Source organism: Catenovulum adriaticum (assembly GCF_026725475.1).
Classification (GTDB): Bacteria; Pseudomonadota; Gammaproteobacteria; order Enterobacterales; family Alteromonadaceae; genus Catenovulum; species Catenovulum adriaticum.
Genome location: NZ_CP109965.1, coordinates 2,703,428 through 2,722,238, shown reverse-complemented (window position 1 = coordinate 2,722,238; position 18,811 = coordinate 2,703,428). Strand labels below are relative to the sequence as shown.

The following is an 18,811-nucleotide window of genomic DNA, read 5'->3' as shown; positions in this document are numbered from 1 at the left end:
CCAACGAAACCTTAATTGCAGAAGCAGCCGCACTAGCACCGGCTGAAGGTGAAGAAATGGTCGCCATTGGCGACTCTCGTTTGCCTTTTAGTTTTGCTAATCGGCAAGGTGTGTTGCTTGAAAAAGATGATGAACTTTGGACGGCTATTTGTCGTGAGTCTGTTCAGCTTGATACTTTAATGGAAGTTCGCCGCTTTTTAGGTAAAGAATTTAGCGTTGAAAAAGTGAGTGATGATGCATTTGAGCTGCGTATGACCGCGGCTTATCAACGCGATTCATCAGAAGCTAGACAATTAATGGAAGATATAGGCAATGAAGCTGATTTATTTTCATTAATTGATGAACTACCAGAAACCGAAGACTTATTAGAAAACGAAGATGATGCGCCGATTATTAAATTAATCAATGCGATGTTAAGTGAAGCTATTAAAGAAGGTGCGTCGGATATTCATGTTGAAACATTTGAGAAAGAACTCAAAATTCGTTTCCGAGTTGACGGTATTTTACGCGAAGTATTAAAACCAAATCGAAAATTAGCATCTGTTTTAATTTCTCGTATCAAAGTAATGGCGAAGCTGGATATTGCTGAAAAGCGTGTGCCGCAAGATGGCAGGATTTCACTTAAAATTGCAGGCAGAGCTGTTGATGTGCGGGTAAGTACCATGCCATCGAGCCATGGTGAGCGAGCAGTACTGCGTTTGTTAGATAAAAATAATGCTAAATTAAACCTAAAAGATTTAGGGATGACGGCTGCAAATCGTCAGATATTTAGCGGACTGATTCATAAACCTCATGGCATTATATTAGTGACAGGGCCAACAGGCTCGGGTAAATCAACCACGCTTTATGCCGGTTTAACTGAACTTAATTCAACCGATCGAAATATTTTAACCGTAGAAGATCCAATTGAGTACGCGTTAGAAGGGGTTGGGCAAACCCAAGTTAACACCAAAGTGGACATGACGTTTGCGAGAGGCTTGCGCGCTATTTTACGACAGGATCCTGATGTTGTTATGGTGGGGGAAATTCGTGATTTAGAAACTGCACACATTGCGGTGCAAGCGAGTTTGACAGGTCACTTAGTTATGTCTACCTTACATACCAATACCGCCGCAGGCGCTATAACTCGACTAGAAGATATGGGGGTTGAGCCCTTTTTGTTATCATCGAGTTTATTAGGGGTTTTGGCCCAGCGACTGGTACGAACTTTATGCCCTAGTTGTAAAGAAGCACATGAACCTGATCCTCGTGAACGTGAAGTATTAGACTTGGCTGATGATGATAGCCGCGTTATTTACCGCGCAGTGGGCTGCGGCGAATGTAATATGACAGGTTATAAAGGTCGTTCGGGCATTCATGAGTTAATCACCGTGACAGATGAAGTACGTGAGATGATTCACAACGGTCATGGTGAACAAGCCATTGAAAAACTCGTGAGACAAACATCGCCTAGTATTCGTCAAGATGGTTGCGACAAAGTACTTTCTGGCCAGACCTCGTTAGAGGAAGTGGTACGAGTAACACGAGAGGATTAATCGACGATGGCCGCATTTGCATACAAAGCGCTCGATTCCAAAGGGCGCAATAAAAAAGGCATTATCGAATCCGATACCGCAAAAGGCGCGAGAGCATTATTACGCGATAAAAGTTTAATTCCGGTTGAGGTTCAGCCAGCCGGAAACCAAGAAAAACAAACCGGTGCTCAGCAAACGTCTTTTTTCTCGTTTGAGCGCAAAATATCAGCGTCAGATTTAGCTTTAATTACCCGTCAATTATCAACTTTGTCAGCTTCAGGTTTGCCGATAGAGGAATCGTTATTAGCAGTTGCTCAGCAATGTGATATTCCGCGTATTGAAAGAATGATAATGGCGGTACGTTCTAAGGTCACAGAAGGTTACACCTTAGCCGACAGTATGGCTGAGTATCCTCATATTTTTGATAACTTATTTTGCTCTATGGTGGCTGCGGGTGAAAAATCTGGGCATTTAGACACGGTTTTAGAGCGACTAGCCGATTATACCGAGCAACGCCAAGTGACTAAGTCGAAAATTCAACAAGCATCTGTTTATCCAGTCATGCTGATGGTGGTTGCGTTTTCCGTGGTTTATTTTTTATTAACCTCAGTTGTACCTAAAATTGTCGCTCAGTTTGATCGTTTAGGCGGCGAGTTACCCGGCACCACGCGTTTGATGATTGCAATAAGTGAATTTTTAAGTGCTTACGGTCCTTTTTTACTGCTATTGATTTTAGCCTCAGGTGTGGTGTTTCAACGCTTGATGAAAAAAGATAAACCTAGGTATCAATATCATAAATTATTGCTAGATATGCCGTTAGTTGGAAAAGTATCAAAAGGTTTAAACACCGCTCGTTTTGCGCGAACTTTAAGTATTTTAACAGCCAGCGCAGTACCTTTGCTTGAAAGTATGAAAATTTCAGGTGATGTATTAAGTAACGATTATATTAAAGAAGCAATTCAAGAAGCTCGTTTACGGGTGCGAGAAGGGACAAGCTTACGAGCCTCTCTTGAGCAAACTAAATTATTTCCGCCCATGATGCTACACATGATCGCCAGTGGTGAAAAAAGTGGTGAATTAGAGAGTATGTTAGCCCGTGCCGCCGACAATCAAGACCGAGAGTTTGAAGGCATGGTAAACATAACTCTGAGTATTATCGGCCCTGCTATGGTCTTATCTATGGCGGGTGTGGTATTTTTTATCGTTATTTCAATTTTACAGCCAATTATGGCGCTTAACTCTATGGTAGGTTAGACAATGAAAATGAATCGTCGACAACAAGGTTTTACCATTTTAGAAATTATGGTAGTTCTGGTTATTATTGGTATTTTGGCCAGCATGATTGCACCGAATTTTATTGGTGAAAGTGACAAAGCTCGTGTTAAAAAAGCAGCAACCGATATAGTGACACTAGAACAAGCAATGGATATGTATAAACTTAACAACCATGTTTACCCTTCAACAGAGCAAGGCTTAGATGCTTTAGTCAATGAACCCAGCATTGAACCTATGCCTAAAAACTTCCCTGAAGGCGGTTATATCAAACGTTTACCAAAAGACCCTTGGGATAATGATTACCAACTATTGAGCCCAGGTGAAAATGGAAAAATTGATATTTTCTCAGTGGGACCAGATGGCCAAGCAGACACAGAAGACGATATTGGCAACTGGAACGTTAACGAGTTTTTATAAGCCTAGTTGATTTATATGCAAAAATATCAAACTAAGTTAAGCCGCCAACGCGGCTTTACTTTATTAGAAATCATGTTAGTCATGGTTTTAATGGCCGTTGTTTTAAGCAGTGTGAGCCTATCGTTTGATATTCGCAGTGACCAAAGCAAAGTTGAAGACGAAGCCAAAAGATTGCAAGCCGTAGTGCAGCTAGCGTCAGATTATGCTTTGCTTAATAACTTTCAACTAGGGCTGAGGCTGGATGAAAACAGCTATCAGTTTTTAGTTTATGATGGCGAAAAATGGCAAGCACTTGATGGCGACAAAATGTTTGACCAGCATGAATTGGAAGAAGGATTTGAGCTGCAAGTGAGCATTGGTGAAATTCCATGGTTAGAAAATTACGATGAAGATGAAGGTTTGTTTTTTGATTCGGATGATGAAGACGACGAAGACGGAAAAAAGAAGCTGATACCACAAGTTTATTTGTTCTCAAGCGGTGAAATTACGCCATTCAGTGTGCAATTTATTTTTAGTCGACCTTTTTCGAGTGAAGATGAAATTGTTTATCAAGTCTCAGGCGAAAGTGAACTGCCGCTTAAAGTTGAAAAACTAACTGAGGGTCGTTAGTGAAACGAATAAACAATAAACGCGGTTTTACTATTTTAGAAGTGATTGTTGCTATGGCTATTTTGGCTACAGCTGGTGTCGCAATTGTGCAATCAAGTTCAGTGCATATTAATAACCAAGACAGATTACAGCAATTAATGATAGGTAACTGGGTGGCTAATAATCAACTCAATACGTTATTAATTGAAAAAGAATGGCCAATTAAAAAAAACAAAAAAGGTGATGCTGAAATGGCTGGTACCACTTGGTATTGGCAGCAAAAAGTGGTCGAAACCAGTTTTGGTGAAGAATTAGTGGCAGTCACTATTAGCGTTTATTCAGACGCAGGTTATGAGTCATACGTAACCGAAATGACTAGCTATATAGGAAAACCTTAATGCGAATGTCTCAAAAGCCGTTGGGTTTTACCTTAATTGAAATGCTATTAGCCATTGCTATTTTTGCTTTGTTAGGCATTGCTGGCACTAATATTTTATCTAGCACAGTTAATAGTAACGACGTTTCATTAGCGCATGGTGAAAAAATGGCCCAATTGCAACGGGCGATGTTAGTGATTGAACGTGATCTTGCTCAACTGGCGGAGCGGCAAGTTAGAGTTGATGGTGAAAAACCAGCTGCTAATTTATTGTCACATGGTGAATTTATTTTAGATAGCGACTCAGAGGTTTTAGCTTTTCGTCGCTTAGGTTGGGTTAATCCAATGAACATTTTACCTCGAAGTGAAGTTCAATCGGTTGCCTACCGAGTATTTGACGGTAATTTAGAAAGAATGTATTACGATTTTCCTGATCCGGTTAAAGGTGAAGAACCAAAAGTCAGAACTTTGTTATCGGATGTGGAGCAAATTCATTTTGAATTTTATAGCCCAGCTGAAAAATCTTGGACAGATAAATGGGATAAAAACACTTTACCCACAGGAATTTTGATTCAAATTCAAAGCAAAACTTTTGGTGAGGTTACCCGAATTTTTAGTGTCGCCAGCTCGGCTTTACTGGCGAGCCAAAAACCAAAGGCACTTACATGAGAAAGCAAAAAGGCATAGCGCTTATCACGGTATTATTAATTGTCGCTTTGGTGACAATCATTGCCGCTGAAATGTCGGTTCGAATGCAAATGCAAATTAAGCGGTTGGATAACTTAAATTCAAATCAGCAAGCGTATTGGTATGCCGTTAGCGCTGAAGAGTTGGCTAAGCTCACTTTAAAAGAATCAGGTCAAGAAAACGATGGTGTTTTTAATTTAGCTCAGCCATGGGCGGTTGAAGATATGGTTTTTCCAGTAGAAGGTGGGCAGATATCTGGCAATATTAACGATCTGCAAGCCTGTTTTAATATTAACTCAGTTGTAAAACAAGGTAATAAAAACACCAATGACGAAATGAAAGTCATCCCTCAAAATACAGAGCAAGATGAACAAAATACCAATAGTCCAGATGATAAAAACGCATTAGATCCAACATCAGAGCAGCAATTTAAACGCTTGTTAGAGCTTGCGGGTATAGATGATTATAACGCAGAACAAATCAGGGATGCACTTGCAGACTGGCTTGATGTGGATAGCGTAACTAGAAGTTACGGCGCTGAAGATTATATTTATGAAGCTAAACAAATGCCCTATTTGGCAGCAAATGGCTATTTTGTTGATAAATCAGAACTTAAATTAGTACAAGGATTAGATGATCCTGCAACAGGCCAACAAGCGCTTAACAAAATATTGCCGTTTGTTTGTATTGTACCTAACACTGATAAAATGGTATTAAATGTAAATACTTTAAAGCAAGAGCAAGCTGAAGTATTGGCCGCTATGTTTGATAACAAACTCACTTTATCGGCAGCTGGCAGTGTTATTGAAGCTAGGCCAGATGATGGTTTTGACGATATTAATGATTTTTGGCAGTTATCAGAGATTAAAGCTGTTGGTAAATTAAGTAAAAATTTTAAAGAGCAGTTTAGTGTGACCACAGAATATTTTCAGCTAAAGAGTAAAACCGAATATAACGAAAGTTGGATTAGTTTGAATTCTGTTATAGCACTGGATAAACAGGGCAAGTTTGTTGTAATCGCCCGCGAAATTGGAGTTTAATTGTGTCTGAACAATTATTTATTCGTTTACCAAGCCATGCTGAGCAAAGTGTGCACTGGCTGGTTTGGTCTACAAACGAAGCACAAGTGATCGCCTCAGGCGAATTAAACAATGTAGAACAAATGGCTACCTTGCATGAGCGAGCCAACCACAAAAACGCCATTGTTTTTGTGCCTAGTAGCGACATTTTATTTAAGCAAATTGAAACCCCAGCTAAAGTCAGCCGTCAATTTATTCAGGCCCTTCCTTATATGTTGGAAGAAGAGCTAGCGAGTGAAGTAGATGAATTGTTTTTTGCGAAGGGACGTAAATTTAAAGCCGATGGACTAGATAAATTAGAAGTCGCAATTGTCCATAAAAATAAAATGCAAACGTGGTTAGACTGGCTAAACGAAGCGGGTATCCATTGCCAAAGATTAATTCCTGATGCATTGGCGCTGCCAGACGATGATAAAATAAATTTAGTGCAATTAGGGCAGGAATGGTTGGTTCGTTATGGCACTTTTGGCGCTAGTAGCTGTCAGGTAGAGCATCTTAATTTTTGGTTAACTCAAGTTGCCAAATATCATCATGATGCTGAAATTTGCCAGTATTCTCCATTGCCAGAAGCTGTGTTAGCGAACTTTGAGCAAGTTCATCAAGCTGATTATGTTATGCCATTAGAGCTTTTGGCCAAACATAGTCAGGACTGCCAATTTAATTTGCGCCAAGGGCCATATCAATTTAAAAAAGACAGTGCCAAATATATTCAAATTTGGCGTAGTGCTGCTATTGTTGCCGGTATAGCTTTAGCTGTTAATTTGGCTCATAAATCGGTACAAATTTATGATTATGAGCAGCAGGCGGAGCAGTTAGAAAAACAAATTAGGCAATCTTATGTCTCAGTTTTTCCAAATGGTAAAAACTTATCTGTGGGTATCATCCAAAAAGAGCTAAAACGTAAAGTAGCTAAATTAGGTGGTGGCTCTCAACAAGTGACTTTTTTAGGGCTAATTGATGCATCATCTGCTGCGTTTTCAGCGGTGCCTGATTTAAAACCTGACAGTTTACGCTTTGACTATCGACGCGGTGAAATTAGAATTAACGCCAGCGCTAAAAATTTCCAGAGTTTTGAAAAGTTTAAATCAACAGCTGAGCAAAATGCGTTAAAAGTTGATCAAGGCTCTTTAAATAACCAAGGGTCTAATGTGGTTGGTGCGATTAGTATTAGGGGTGAATCATGAAACAATGGTTTGAAAATTTATCCGATCGCGAAAGGCAACTTGTTATAGGTGCCGGCGTTGTACTGATTATTGGCTTGTTTTTCCAGCTTATTTGGGCGCCTATTAATAATCGCCTAGAAAAAGCTGAGCAATCAGTAAAAAATAAACAGGTTAGTTTGCAATGGGTAAATGAAAAAATAACCGAGTACAAACAGCATCAAGGTGCTGATAAATCAGTTGCCCAAGGTTCGTTAAGCCAAATTATGAGTAATGCCGCCCGTCGCTCTAATATTTCTTTAGCCCGAATGCAGCCTCAAGGCGAGACGTTACAGGTACAAATTGAGCAAATTGAATTTAATGCATTAATTCGTTGGTTGGCTCAGTTAACACAAAATCAAGGGTTAACGATTGAAGCTATCGATGTGAGTGAAGCAGATAAAACAGGCGCCGTTAGAGTTAGGCGTTTGCAGGTGAGTAAATAATGAAGCAGTGGATTAATCGTATTATTTGGGGGTTATTCTTTTATCTTATTTTTTTGATAGTCACTTTACCCGCATATTTGTTGGTGTCTCGTATTGAATTAGGCGATCAAATTGAACTAGGTAATGTAAGTGGTACTATTTGGTCTGGTCAAATTGATCAGGTTAGAGTTGATAAAACCATTTTAAAAGACGTGCACTGGGCGTATAACTTTAGCCAGTTATTAACGGCTCAGCTCGCGGTTGATGTTACTTTTGGTCATCCTCGAAAAATTTTAGAGCCACAAGGCTCTGCTCAATTAAGGTATGGTTTAAACGGCCCTTCGCTGGCGGATGTACAAATTAAATTACCAGCGGATTTAATTGTCCAGCAATTGGATATGCCATTTAAAGTTGAAGCGTCTGGTTTGCTTGAAGCTAATATAGAACAAGCTCAGTTAGGTGAACCCGTTTGTCAAAGTTTATCTGGACAAGTTGATTGGAAATTAGCAGGCGTAAATGCAATGAAAACCAACTTTAGCTATGGTGACATTGGCGCTAATCTTAGCTGTGATAATGGTGCCGTTGTTGCTAAGGTTAACGGCAACCCTGAGCAATTAATTTTAGATATTAATGCACGCTTAAATACGTATCAAAGCTACTCGGTTGAAGGCTATATTTCAGCCGGAAGCAAAGCTAGTAAAGATCTACAAGCTGCCTTAAGTTATTTAGGTAATCCAGACAACCAAGGTCGCTACTTAATAAAATTTAAGCAATAAGTTGCTTGGTATGAGCTGTAATTGAATTTGGCGAGTATTTAAGTATACTCGCTTTAGATTTTAGATTTTAGATTTTAGATTTTAGATTTTAGACAGAAGTGATAGCTTCTTTTTAAAATGAGGACGACCTCCGCTTTGCCCCCGCTAATGCGCCAAAATCAATTTGGGACGACCTAATTCATTTAAAAATTAATGATAGAGGTTGTTATGAGTTGGTTGATTATTGTACTTGCCGGCATTTTTGAAATTGTTTGGGCTTTAGGTCTTAAATATAGTGATGGCTTTAGCAAGCTTTGGCCAAGTTTAATGACGCTTGTTGCATTGCTAATGAGCCTGTCTTTATTGTCATTCGCGATGCGAACTTTACCCTTTACTACTGCCTATGGAGTTTGGGTGGGCATAGGCACGATAGGTACTGTGATAGCCGGCATAATTTTGTTTTCTGAGCCCATTCATCCGCTTAAAATTATTAGCCTAGTATTTATTGCTGTAGGTATTATTGGTCTTAAACTGAGTCATTAACTCGAATTTTCCACTGCCTGTAATAAAACTCAATCGCTCAATTAACGAGAGCGACTGAGTTGCTTTACTCGGTGTTATTTATCATTAACCTCTACTTCAAAATTAGTATCAGGCCATTGCCAATTACTGATGTTGTCACTGTCCATTCCGTAAGTATGTGCGTGATTTAAATGGTCGCTAATGGCCTGTTGCATCTTGTTTTTTAATCCATCAGCAGCACCCTCTAAATTAGGTACACGGTTGAGTACATCTAAAACCAAATTAAATCGGTCAATTTTATTTTGAATTGCCAGCTCCAATGGCGTGTTTATATTGCCTTTTTCAATATAGCCACGTACATGTAAGCGAGCACTCGCATTATGTTTGTAAGCTAACTTGTGAATTAACCAAGGGTAACCGTGAAAGTTAAATATAATAGGTTTATCTTGCGTAAATAGCTGCTCAAATTCAGATGTAGACAAGCCGTGAGGGTGTTCATCACTTGATTGAATTCGATATAGATCAACGATATTAATAAAGCGTAATTTTAGGTTCGGTAAATACTCTTTTAAAATAGCGGCAGCGGCTAGTGCCTCCATGGTAGGAATGTCACCACAGCAGGCTAGTATTACATCAACACTTTGAGATTGTGTATCAAGTGCTTCGCTATGGCTTGCCCAATCCCAAACATCTATGCCTTTTTTACAGTGCTGTTTGGCTTGCTCTATGGTTAAATATTGAAGGTGTTTTTGTTTATCTGAAATAATTAAATTGATGTAGTCAGTGCTTTGCAAACAATGTTCGGCCACTGACAATAAGCAATTGGCATCAGGTGGAAAATATATCCGGCTAACATCAGCACTTTTATTGGTGACTAAATCAATAAAACCGGGATCCTGATGTGAAAACCCATTATGGTCTTGGCGCCAAACCACTGAAGATAATAAAATATTAAGCGATGATATAGGTGCGCGCCATTCAACATTGTGCTTACAGATGTCCAGCCATTTCGCATGCTGGTTAAACATAGAATCAATCACATGCGCAAAAGCTTCGTAAGTATGCAATAGCCCATGGCGTCCCGTTAATAAATAGCCCTCTAACCATCCCTCTAAAGTGTGTTCACTTAGCATTTCCATGACTCGGCCATTAACGGATAAATTGGCACCATCACTATCTTCAGGCTTAGCATCAGCCAGCCAAGTTTTTTGGGTCGATTGGTAAACCGCATCTAATTTATTTGAAGCAGTTTCGTCAGGTCCAAATAGTCTAAAATTGTTCGGATTATCCATAAATATTTGATTTAAATATTCACCTAATACACTGGTGTTGGATATTTTTAGCTTTCCAGGGGCATCAACTTGCGCGGCAAATTGAGCATAGTCTGGCAGTTTTAGTGGCTGTCTGACAATACCCGCATTGGCAATTGGGTTTGCGCTCATTCGAGACTGCCCTTTAGGCGCAATGGCTTGTAATTCAGGTATTAGTTTACCATCATGATTGAATAAGGTTTCAGGCTGGTAGCTTTTTAGCCAAGATTCTAATTGGGCTAAGTGATCTGGGTTTTCTTTAACGCCAGCTAAAGGGACTTGATGTGCACGCCAAGTGTTTTCAACTTGGTGGCCATCAACGGTTTTAGGACCAGTCCAGCCTTTTGGCGTTTTTAGAATTATCATTGGCCATTTCGCTCGCCCATTTTTATCTTCTACCCTGGCTTGGTGCTGAATATGCTTAATTTGATTAACCGCATGTTCTAGGGCATGGGCCATTTTTTGATGCATAACCTGTGGCTCAGAACCTTCTACCAATATAGGCTCATATCCATAGCCTTTAAATAAATTAAGTAACTCTTCTTCACTAATACGTGCCAAAATAGTTGGATTAGCAATTTTATAGCCATTTAAGTTAAGTATCGGCAGTACTGCACCGTCTGTTTTTGGATTTAAAAATTTATTTGAATGCCAAGCGGTTGCCAGCGGACCTGTTTCTGCTTCACCGTCACCAACTACGCAAGTGACAATTAAATCAGGGTGATCAAATGCCGCGCCATAAGCATGGGATAAACTATAACCTAACTCACCACCTTCATGTATTGAACCAGGTAACTCTGGTGTGCAGTGGCTGCCAATAAAGCCGGGGAATGAGAACTCTTTTAAAAACTTTTTTAAGCCGTTAATGGTTTCTGATTTTTCCGGATAATACTCAGAATAAGTGCCTTCTAAATAAACCGGAGCAAGCACGCCTGGGGCACCGTGTCCAGGTCCTGCAATAAATAAACTATCGAGTTGGTATTTGTTAATGAGACGATTCATATGAATATAACAGAAGCTTAATGCGGGTGATGCGCCCCAATGACCTAACAAACGATTTTTAATATGTTCACTTTTAAGTGGTTCATCTAGTAGGGGATTATCTTGCAAGTAAATCATAGCAGCAGCTAAATAGTTACAAGCGTTCCAGTATTGACTGATTAAGGTTAATTCGGTTTTGTCTAAAACTGTCTTGTCAGGTTCAAAGGTGTACATATTGATATCCTTATATCATTTGAAGCTCATTAATTAGAATTGCGATGGTTAAATTAGAATTTGTGCTTTTACTTTAAGCTTTTAATTTAGAGGAAATGCAATAAGCCTGCCGTGATTTAAATCAATTATTTTTGAGTTTGTTCTCTGTATTTTGTGGTGATTTTTTATCGCTGATTTTTACTGGTATGCGTTTTGCAGTGATTAGTTTGGTGTCTTGTTAAATAAACCTAAATTAACGAGACAAACTTAAGTATGTTGAAATTATTATATCTATATCTATGGAGGATGAGATGAATTGGGAACAAATCGAAGGTAAATGGTCACAATATAAAGGGAAAGCTCAGCAAAAGTGGGGCAAATTAACAGATGATGACTTAGATGTAGTAAAAGGCAATCAAAAAGAGTTATCTGGTCGTATTCAAGAGTTATACGGCATTAGCAAGGATGAAGCGGATAAACAAACCAGTGATTTTTCTCGAGAGCTGGGTTAATACTTTATCCATATTGATTGAGGCTCAGTTTAGCGGCTGAGCCTGCTATTTTTAGCCTCGAACTTTAATTTTATACGCACGCCCTGAGTTTATACCCACCTATTTTATTTACGCTTGTATTACTTTTACTGAAAATTTAACGCTCATCTATTTTGTTACTATAATTTTTGCAGTTCCAATATGACTAAAATTTACATGCTTTAGTGTGTAAATCTTTCTATTTCACTTTGATTTATGCTGCTTTTTTGCGGAACTAAAAGTCATTTTTTTAGAGATTTAAAGATACATACGTATGCATTTAATCTAATCACTTTGTTGCATAGATTTGTCGCTGAAAAACGTTATGATTAAGTTATTATTTTGTTTTAGGTAAGCTGAATTTATAGCACATCCTAAGATATACCTACTAGAAGTGAGAAATTAAATGAAACAACCTAAACTTTCGTTTTGGCAGGTTTGGAATGTCAGCTTTGGTTTTTTAGGGGTGCAAATTGGCTTTGCACTGCAAAATGCTAACGTCAGCCGAGTATTATCTGATCTAGGTGCAGATTTACATTCGTTGTCTTTATTTTGGTTGGTGGCGCCTGTTATGGGGTTGATTATTCAACCTATTGTCGGTAGTGCATCAGACAGAACTTGGACTCGATTTGGTCGACGTAACCCTTATATTTTAGCTGGCGCAATTGCTGCTGCTGTGGGCATGTGTTTAATGCCTAACTCTCCTATATTTGTAGCTTTTATCGCGCCTATGTTATTTGGTGGTTTAATGTTAGCTCTGATGGACGGGGCATTTAATTTAACCATGCAGCCATTTAGAGCTTTGGTCTCTGACATGGTGCCCGCAAAACAACGAAATCAAGGTTATGCGGTTCAATCTTTAGTTATTAATATTGGCGCAGTTGTTGGTTCTATATTGCCTTTTGTTTTAACTAATGTCATTGGTTTAGAAAACAGCTCAAAAGCGGGTGAAGTCGCGCCTTCAGTTATGTGGGCTTTTTATATTGGTGCGACTGCTTTACTGGGCTCAGTTTTATGGACAGTGATTCGTACCAAAGAATATCCGCCTCAAGAATACAGCGCATACAAAGGGTTAAATTACGAAGAGGAGCAGCGCTTAAATGCAGAGAAAAAATCGCTAGCTGAAAAGCTATCCGGTTTCTTTAAATTATTTATGAGCATGCCTAAAACGATGAAGCAATTGGCGATAGTACAGTTTTTCTCTTGGTTTGCGCTTTATATTTTATGGGTTTATACCATGCCAGCGATTGCGCAAAATGCGTGGGGTTTAGATAGTAAATGGTTCGATTCAAGTTATTTATCTAGTCTTGAGCAAATCCCAGCACATATCGCCCAAGCTAAAGGTGCTGCTGGGGATTGGGTCGGGATTTTATTTGCAGCCTATTCATTGTCAGCGGCTTTGTTTTCAATTGTATTATCAAAAATTGCTGATACATTTGGCCGTAAATTAACATATTCGTTGTCGTTATTGGCGGGTGGTTTGGGCTACATAAGCTTTATCTTGTTTGATGATCCACAAATTATGCATGTGAACTTGTTTATTACGCAAGTTGATGTGCCTGTGGGTGCGCTTGGTTTACTGATTCCCATGATAGGAATTGGGTTTGCTTGGGCTGCTATTTTAGCTATGCCTTATGCAATATTAGCTGGTTCTTTACCTGCGAATAAAACCGGTGTGTATATGGGGATATTTAACTTTACGATTGCTGCACCGCAAATTATTTGTGGTGCTATGGCGGGGCAAATTTTACTGCATTGGTTTAATAATCAAGCAATTTACATTATGATTTTAGCTGGTGTTGCTATGGTATTAGGGGCTTTATCAGTGGTTTTTGTTAGTGATAATACAGATACAAACAAAGAAAACTTAGCTGAAGAGCTTGAACACGAGGCTCATCCCCAACAATCGTAAGTTGGCAAAAACGAATATAAAAAAGGCTACTTCTTGTGAAGTAGCTTTTTTTGTATAAATTTAATTGGTTTTATTGTTTAAGCGAGTCGCTTATTGATGCACAGCAGAATATTTTTCAAGCTTGTTATATAAGGTTTTCACGCTAATCCCAAGTTGAGCTGCGGCTTCTGTTTTATTTCCTTGGTTATCTTCAAGTGCTTGTTGTATAGCAATTTTTTCAAGCTCATCTAAAGACATACCACTCGGTACCCCTTCAGCGTTTTCAGTTTCTTGTTGTTCAGAATCAAAAATTAAATGGTCAACATCAATTAAGTTTTCAGCTAAAATAAATGCCCGTTCTACGGTATGTCTGAGTTCTCTAACATTACCTGGCCAAGTGTGACTGGCTATTTTTTCAAGAGCGTGGTCCGTTATCGACTTCACACAGTTTTCTTCGCTGCTACGGTATGCTAAAAAATGTTTAGCGAGCTCTATAATATCATTTCCTCGAGCCCGTAACGGCGGCACTTGTAGCGGAAATTGAGCTAACCTGAAATAAAGATCTTCTCTGAAGATACCCGTTTCAATTGCTTGTATTGGATTGCGGTTGGTGGCAGCGACAATTCTGACATCTGCAAATTTTACTTTTTGACTACCAACAGGGCGAAACTCACCAGTTTCAAGCACTCTAAGTAACTTAACTTGTTGCTCAAGTGGCATTTCAGTCACTTCATCTAAAAATAAAGTGCCACCTTGTGCTTGTTCAAAAATGCCTTTGTGATCTCGGTTTGCACCAGTAAATGATCCTTTGAGGTGACCGAATAGTTCACTGTCAATCAGCTCAGGGGTTAATGCGCCACAGTTTACTGCGATAAAAGGTTTTAAATTGCGTTTACTTTGGCTGTGAATGGTATGAGCGACTAACTCTTTACCGACACCGCTTTCACCTTGAATCAGCACATTACTTTCGCTACCTGCTACACGCCGAATTGTGCGGTAGAGTTTGCGCATTACTTGCGATGAGCCGGTTAATAAACCAAATTGATCTATATTACTGGATTGGATTTTTTCAATATCGTGATTGTTTTCGGTTAACTCAGCAGAAAAATCTACTAATACTTCTTTTACCTGCTCAATATCAACTGGCTCTCTGAAATGGTAGCCAGCGCCTTGGCGCATTAATTCATCTAGCGTTGGGTTAGGTTCACCCCGGCTGACAAATATAAAGTCTTTATAAAAATGTAAATGTGATTTAAGCAAACTGTCTAATAAAGTGTTGTTTTGTTCGTTAATTTGAATAAAAAATACATCGGTAGGATAGCTTGCTAAATCTTTATCTGATTTGTTTTGCAAATCTAATTCAACACTTTGGTAGCCTGCATTGTTTGCAATTTTTTCTATCTGTAATGCAAGCTTTTTATCTGATGCTTTAACCAGCAAGCTTGGAGTTGCCATTATATTTTGCCTCGTTAAATTTTAGCCATGCATACAACATTGGTGTGAATCCTGCACGGTTAAATGGGTAATTTGTATAAAACATAACTGAGCTTTTGAACATAAAATACAGGTGAATATATCAACAAACGAAAAATATACGTTTAAATACTCAATTTTTACTTGGTTTGTTTTGCTATCAGTTAGGTTAGTCTAATAGTTGGAGCAATATGAATAATCAATCATATAGTGTGGGCAATGTCATGTTAAATCAAGAGAAAAATGTTATTTATGAGATCTTAAGCATATCAGAGTGTGCATTAGCGTTTTATCGCCAGTTTATTCCAGGACTTAAACACCATAATCAAGTGGCGACTTCAAAAACTTTATATCAACGCCATATGCGACTCGCACTGCGTTGCCAGAAGGAAATTGGTTCAGAAAAATTTGAATTATCAAGTGATGCGAAAGCGCTTTGCCAAGCTTATTATCAAAGCCGTCAATCAATAGAACCAGTAGAACAATTTGCCTATACAGGCGCTAATAAGATAAAAAATCAACACTTGCTAACACATGAAGTTGATTGTTTAAAATTATTAAAATTGAATGCATCCAAACTTAAAAACTCACGGTTTAAACATGAACTTTCGAGTGAAATTGCTTGGTTACAAATTGAAATGGATGACTGTATAAGAGCCTTTGATTTGGTGAGCGATTTAGATTTTCAACTCGTGTAAATATTACGCTTTTGTTATATCCAAAGTGTAATTACTACCGAGTACTAAAGTTTATTGTATGAGTAAACTAAAAAATCATTGAGTGTTGGTTTGTTTTAAGTTGTTGAAAAGTAATTATTTATTTTTATTTTTTTTGGGGTTGGCACAATAGGTGCACTACTCATTTTAGTACTTTAAGTAACTAAATGAATTTAAGCAGTCGTTTAGTAGAGGTAACTAACGGTAGATAAACCATAAAACGAAGGAGTCCAATATATGGCCGCTACAAAAGAAAGTTCATCAAACTCAAATTCAAGCACTTCAACAGCAGCAGCTAACCAAGCTGCAATTACAGAAGCTGCAACCGCTGCTGCACATAAAGCAATTGAAGCGATGGCAGATAAAGCCAGAGTTGCGGAGTCTGCTACTCGTCAAACTGCTTCTGAATCATCAGAGGCACTTGCCGAGCGACGCAGACAATTACAAGCCCAAGCACAGCTAATGTCTGAAAATGCACAGGGTTTTGTACAAAAACACCCATTAGCGTCTGCGGGTATTGCATTTGCTGCAGGTGCGCTTATTGCTTCATGCTTTTCGAACAAAAAAAGCTAATTGTTAGTGGTAGCAATTTAAGTTATGTCAAAACAATTTGACTCGACAGAATCTGCGCCTTCAGCTGATGAGAATTTAGCTGAAGGCGCAGACGTGTCTAGCCCAACGTTTTCAGAATCGGTTAATGTGTTAGTGCTGCAGTATAAAGCATTATGGCTTAACTATTTGGCCAGCGCAGCGGAGCGTACTGATACAGCCCTAAAAGCAGTTTTTATTATATTAGCGCTTACTTTGTTGGCGGTTATATTAGTTGCGGGGGTCTGGTTTGGCTTAGTGGCTTTTTTAGGTGTAGGCTTGGTTCAACTCGGACTAAACTGGTGGATGACGGGCGCTATTTTACTGGCACTTAATTTATTAATCATCTTACTTGTGATCCGCTCATTAAGAGCCGCATTTAAAGAAATTAAACAAGCTGTTTTTTCTACAGAAAGTTAGTTTTAACCGATTAAAGCTTCTTTTTATCTCAAACAAATAGCATTGCTCAAGCGTAGTTAAAACACGATGGGAGGAGATTATGCTAGTAAAATGGTGTTGTCGTAAAAATCATAAAAAATTAGCTCAATTGAAACAACAAAGAGCGCTACTGAAACAAGGTGTACATCAATCTCAAAATAATTTATTGATGAAGACCGAGCAATTTGCTGGCAGTCGAACTGGTCTGTTAATTTGCTTTGGGTTGGGTTTATTTGCTGGACATAAACCATTAAAAACGGCGAGTAGCTCATTATTGCATCTTGCATTGCCTTTTATCCAACAACAAATTATTTCAAAAATTAAGCATGACTAGGAGTCTTAACGCTGCGTTTGATTAAGTGTAAGGCTGTGTGTGGTTTGTAATGGAATCATGTTACAATCTCGGTTTTACTCTTGAACCGTTTATGTTATGCGCCTACTTAAATCTGCTTGCCATCCTAAAGTTAACTTAGCCCAAGATTCAACTTTTAAACGATTAGCTGCCCGAGCAATTGTGTTAAAAGGAGACTTAATTTTAATGCTGTATACCCAAAGGTATCATGATTATACCTTACCAGGTGGAGGTGTTGATGATGGTGAAGATATTCGAGCCGGATTAATTCGAGAGTTACGGGAAGAAACCGGCGCACAAAACATTACTCAAATCGAAGCTTTTGGCCTGTACGAAGAATACCGCCCTTGGTATAAAGATAATTACGATGCCGTGCATATGCTGTCGTACTGCTTTACTTGCCAAATAGATGAAAAACTAGCTAATACGCAGTTAGAAGATTATGAAATTCGAAATGGTATGAAGCCGGTGTGGGTTAACATTCATCAAGCAATTGAACATAATGAGCAAACGATGGCCAATAGTGATAAAAAAGGATTATCGATAGAAAGAGAAACTTTTTTATTAAAGTTAATTGCAAAAGAGCTACTAACAACTGAGCCAGCCTAAACCAGCTCAGTGCGGTTATTTAACAGATGATAATGAGCGCAGAACTAAAGATTAAAAACGGTAATGAGCACCGATTACAATAGCTGTCGATCTGATCTCGGTCTTATTGTTAGCACTTAAATCGGTTGGATAAATCGCTTTCTCACCAAAATTAGAATACACGTATTCAATTCTAAAACTCATTTGAGACTGATTTAATAAATCAAAACCTACTGCCATTTGGTAACCGTTTAAATCGCCGGTTGAAATGTCGTTTTGATCGCTTGTTGGGTTCACTGACACTTCAGATTTAACGTTTGAAAATCTTAAATTAAAATCGACATTTTCAGCATAATGGTGTTTAAGTAATATGCCAATAGATGCATTGTAATCCATTGTCGCTTGTAACGATTGTTCATTAGCTGAATAAGCTAACATATGATCTCGATTCATATATTCAGCCTCTATCGCTGCTGAAAACGCAGGCGAAAACTTAACTTGGTAACCTAAATAACCGCCTGTAATGGTTTCATTGTCGTTTGCCGAATCATAGCTAATATTAGGGGTTTGATGCGCTTGTACGTATTCAACGCCTAATTTACCCCCTACATAAAAAAAGTCATCGTTAGCATGAGCAAGCGGAGCTGCTGCAAGCGAAAGTAACAAAATAGTTTGTTTAATCAAAATATTTCCTTTTATATATTTAAATTGAGCGCTAAGCCTTACAGTAGAATAAGAATCTAAAAAACTCTAACTAAAAAAGCGATAGGGTACAATTCAATTTTAAGTCATTCAGAGGCAGGTCTTAGAAATTTGCTCTGGTTGTTTTTAGCTTTTTATAACTTGGTTTTTCATACGCCTACATGGAGCTAGGTGCACGGCAGAACAACGCAC

Annotated in this window: 21 protein-coding genes; 18 read left to right on the top strand and 3 right to left on the bottom strand. The window is 38.6% G+C overall.

Annotation, left to right across the window (positions count from 1 at the left end; all coding sequences use genetic code 11):
* The first annotated feature begins 56 nt into the window (after positions 1 to 56).
* The 11 genes from gspE (at position 57) to sugE (ending at position 8,858) form a co-directional block, all read left to right on the top strand.
* A complete protein-coding gene (gene gspE, locus OLW01_RS11930; protein ID WP_268076224.1) occupies positions 57 to 1,535 on the top strand; it encodes a type II secretion system ATPase GspE in 1,479 nt (492 codons plus the stop codon).
* Between the two features lie 6 nt (positions 1,536 to 1,541).
* Positions 1,542 to 2,768: a type II secretion system inner membrane protein GspF gene (gene gspF / locus OLW01_RS11925; RefSeq protein WP_268074146.1), complete on the top strand. Its 1,227-nt coding sequence runs from the start codon at positions 1,542 to 1,544 to the stop codon at positions 2,766 to 2,768.
* Positions 2,769 to 2,771: 3 nt separating this feature from the next.
* Positions 2,772 to 3,206 carry a type II secretion system major pseudopilin GspG gene (gene gspG, locus OLW01_RS11920; protein ID WP_268074145.1) on the top strand — a complete coding sequence of 145 codons (435 nt, stop codon included), beginning with the start codon at positions 2,772 to 2,774 and terminating at the stop codon, positions 3,204 to 3,206.
* Positions 3,207 to 3,221: 15 nt separating this feature from the next.
* The gene (gspH, locus tag OLW01_RS11915) at positions 3,222 to 3,815 is read left to right on the top strand and encodes a type II secretion system minor pseudopilin GspH (protein WP_268074144.1); all 594 of its coding nucleotides are present in this window, start codon (positions 3,222 to 3,224) and stop codon (positions 3,813 to 3,815) included.
* Positions 3,815 to 4,192, top strand: coding sequence for a type II secretion system minor pseudopilin GspI (gene gspI / locus OLW01_RS11910; protein WP_268074143.1), 378 nt, complete (start codon positions 3,815 to 3,817; stop codon positions 4,190 to 4,192). Before gspH ends, gspI begins: the two co-directional genes overlap by 1 nt.
* Entirely contained in the window at positions 4,192 to 4,839 is a 648-nt protein-coding gene (gene gspJ / locus OLW01_RS11905; RefSeq protein WP_268074142.1) for a type II secretion system minor pseudopilin GspJ, read from the top strand. The genes gspI and gspJ overlap by 1 nt, the downstream gene beginning before the upstream one ends.
* Entirely contained in the window at positions 4,836 to 5,897 is a 1,062-nt protein-coding gene (gspK, locus tag OLW01_RS11900; protein WP_268074141.1) for a type II secretion system minor pseudopilin GspK, read from the top strand. The genes gspJ and gspK overlap by 4 nt, the downstream gene beginning before the upstream one ends.
* Positions 5,898 to 5,899: 2 nt before the next feature.
* Positions 5,900 to 7,120: a type II secretion system protein GspL gene (gene gspL, locus OLW01_RS11895; protein ID WP_268074140.1), complete on the top strand. Its 1,221-nt coding sequence runs from the start codon at positions 5,900 to 5,902 to the stop codon at positions 7,118 to 7,120.
* Complete coding sequence (locus OLW01_RS11890) at positions 7,117 to 7,581, top strand: type II secretion system protein M (protein ID WP_268074139.1); 465 nt, start codon at positions 7,117 to 7,119, stop codon at positions 7,579 to 7,581. Before gspL ends, OLW01_RS11890 begins: the two co-directional genes overlap by 4 nt.
* Positions 7,581 to 8,336 carry a type II secretion system protein N gene (locus tag OLW01_RS11885; RefSeq protein WP_268074138.1) on the top strand — a complete coding sequence of 252 codons (756 nt, stop codon included), beginning with the start codon at positions 7,581 to 7,583 and terminating at the stop codon, positions 8,334 to 8,336. Before OLW01_RS11890 ends, OLW01_RS11885 begins: the two co-directional genes overlap by 1 nt.
* 207 nt (positions 8,337 to 8,543) lie before the next feature.
* Complete coding sequence (gene sugE / locus OLW01_RS11880; RefSeq protein ID WP_268074137.1) at positions 8,544 to 8,858, top strand: quaternary ammonium compound efflux SMR transporter SugE; 315 nt, start codon at positions 8,544 to 8,546, stop codon at positions 8,856 to 8,858.
* Positions 8,859 to 8,932: 74 nt separating this feature from the next.
* Here sugE and OLW01_RS11875 read toward each other — a convergent pair whose 3' ends face one another.
* Positions 8,933 to 11,362, bottom strand: a complete 2,430-nt coding sequence (locus OLW01_RS11875) for a phosphoketolase family protein (RefSeq protein WP_268074136.1) — start codon at positions 11,360 to 11,362, stop codon at positions 8,933 to 8,935.
* Between the two features lie 290 nt (positions 11,363 to 11,652).
* Here OLW01_RS11875 and OLW01_RS11870 point away from each other — a divergent pair, with 290 nt between their 5' ends.
* Positions 11,653 to 11,853, top strand: a complete 201-nt coding sequence (locus OLW01_RS11870) for a CsbD family protein (protein ID WP_268074135.1) — start codon at positions 11,653 to 11,655, stop codon at positions 11,851 to 11,853.
* Between the two features lie 424 nt (positions 11,854 to 12,277).
* Positions 12,278 to 13,783 carry an MFS transporter gene (locus tag OLW01_RS11865; protein WP_268074134.1) on the top strand — a complete coding sequence of 502 codons (1,506 nt, stop codon included), beginning with the start codon at positions 12,278 to 12,280 and terminating at the stop codon, positions 13,781 to 13,783.
* Positions 13,784 to 13,873: 90 nt separating this feature from the next.
* Here OLW01_RS11865 and OLW01_RS11860 read toward each other — a convergent pair whose 3' ends face one another.
* On the bottom strand, positions 13,874 to 15,217 hold the full coding sequence (locus OLW01_RS11860) for a sigma-54 interaction domain-containing protein (RefSeq protein WP_268074133.1): 1,344 nt from the start codon (positions 15,215 to 15,217) through the stop codon (positions 13,874 to 13,876).
* 209 nt (positions 15,218 to 15,426) lie between these two features.
* Between OLW01_RS11860 and OLW01_RS11855 the strand changes: the two genes are divergently transcribed.
* From OLW01_RS11855 to OLW01_RS11835, 5 genes are all read left to right on the top strand, one after another.
* Positions 15,427 to 15,933 carry a hypothetical protein gene (locus OLW01_RS11855; protein ID WP_268074132.1) on the top strand — a complete coding sequence of 169 codons (507 nt, stop codon included), beginning with the start codon at positions 15,427 to 15,429 and terminating at the stop codon, positions 15,931 to 15,933.
* A gap of 255 nt (positions 15,934 to 16,188) precedes the next feature.
* Entirely contained in the window at positions 16,189 to 16,524 is a 336-nt protein-coding gene (locus OLW01_RS11850) for a DUF883 domain-containing protein (RefSeq protein WP_268074131.1), read from the top strand.
* Between the two features lie 24 nt (positions 16,525 to 16,548).
* Positions 16,549 to 16,959 carry a hypothetical protein gene (locus tag OLW01_RS11845; protein WP_268074130.1) on the top strand — a complete coding sequence of 137 codons (411 nt, stop codon included), beginning with the start codon at positions 16,549 to 16,551 and terminating at the stop codon, positions 16,957 to 16,959.
* Between the two features lie 79 nt (positions 16,960 to 17,038).
* Positions 17,039 to 17,311 carry a hypothetical protein gene (locus OLW01_RS11840; protein WP_268074129.1) on the top strand — a complete coding sequence of 91 codons (273 nt, stop codon included), beginning with the start codon at positions 17,039 to 17,041 and terminating at the stop codon, positions 17,309 to 17,311.
* 96 nt (positions 17,312 to 17,407) lie between these two features.
* A complete protein-coding gene (locus tag OLW01_RS11835) occupies positions 17,408 to 17,938 on the top strand; it encodes an NUDIX hydrolase (RefSeq protein WP_268074128.1) in 531 nt (176 codons plus the stop codon).
* Positions 17,939 to 17,989: 51 nt separating this feature from the next.
* Here OLW01_RS11835 and OLW01_RS11830 read toward each other — a convergent pair whose 3' ends face one another.
* Positions 17,990 to 18,601 carry an outer membrane beta-barrel protein gene (locus tag OLW01_RS11830; protein WP_268074127.1) on the bottom strand — a complete coding sequence of 204 codons (612 nt, stop codon included), beginning with the start codon at positions 18,599 to 18,601 and terminating at the stop codon, positions 17,990 to 17,992.
* Positions 18,602 to 18,811: the final 210 nt, after the last annotated feature.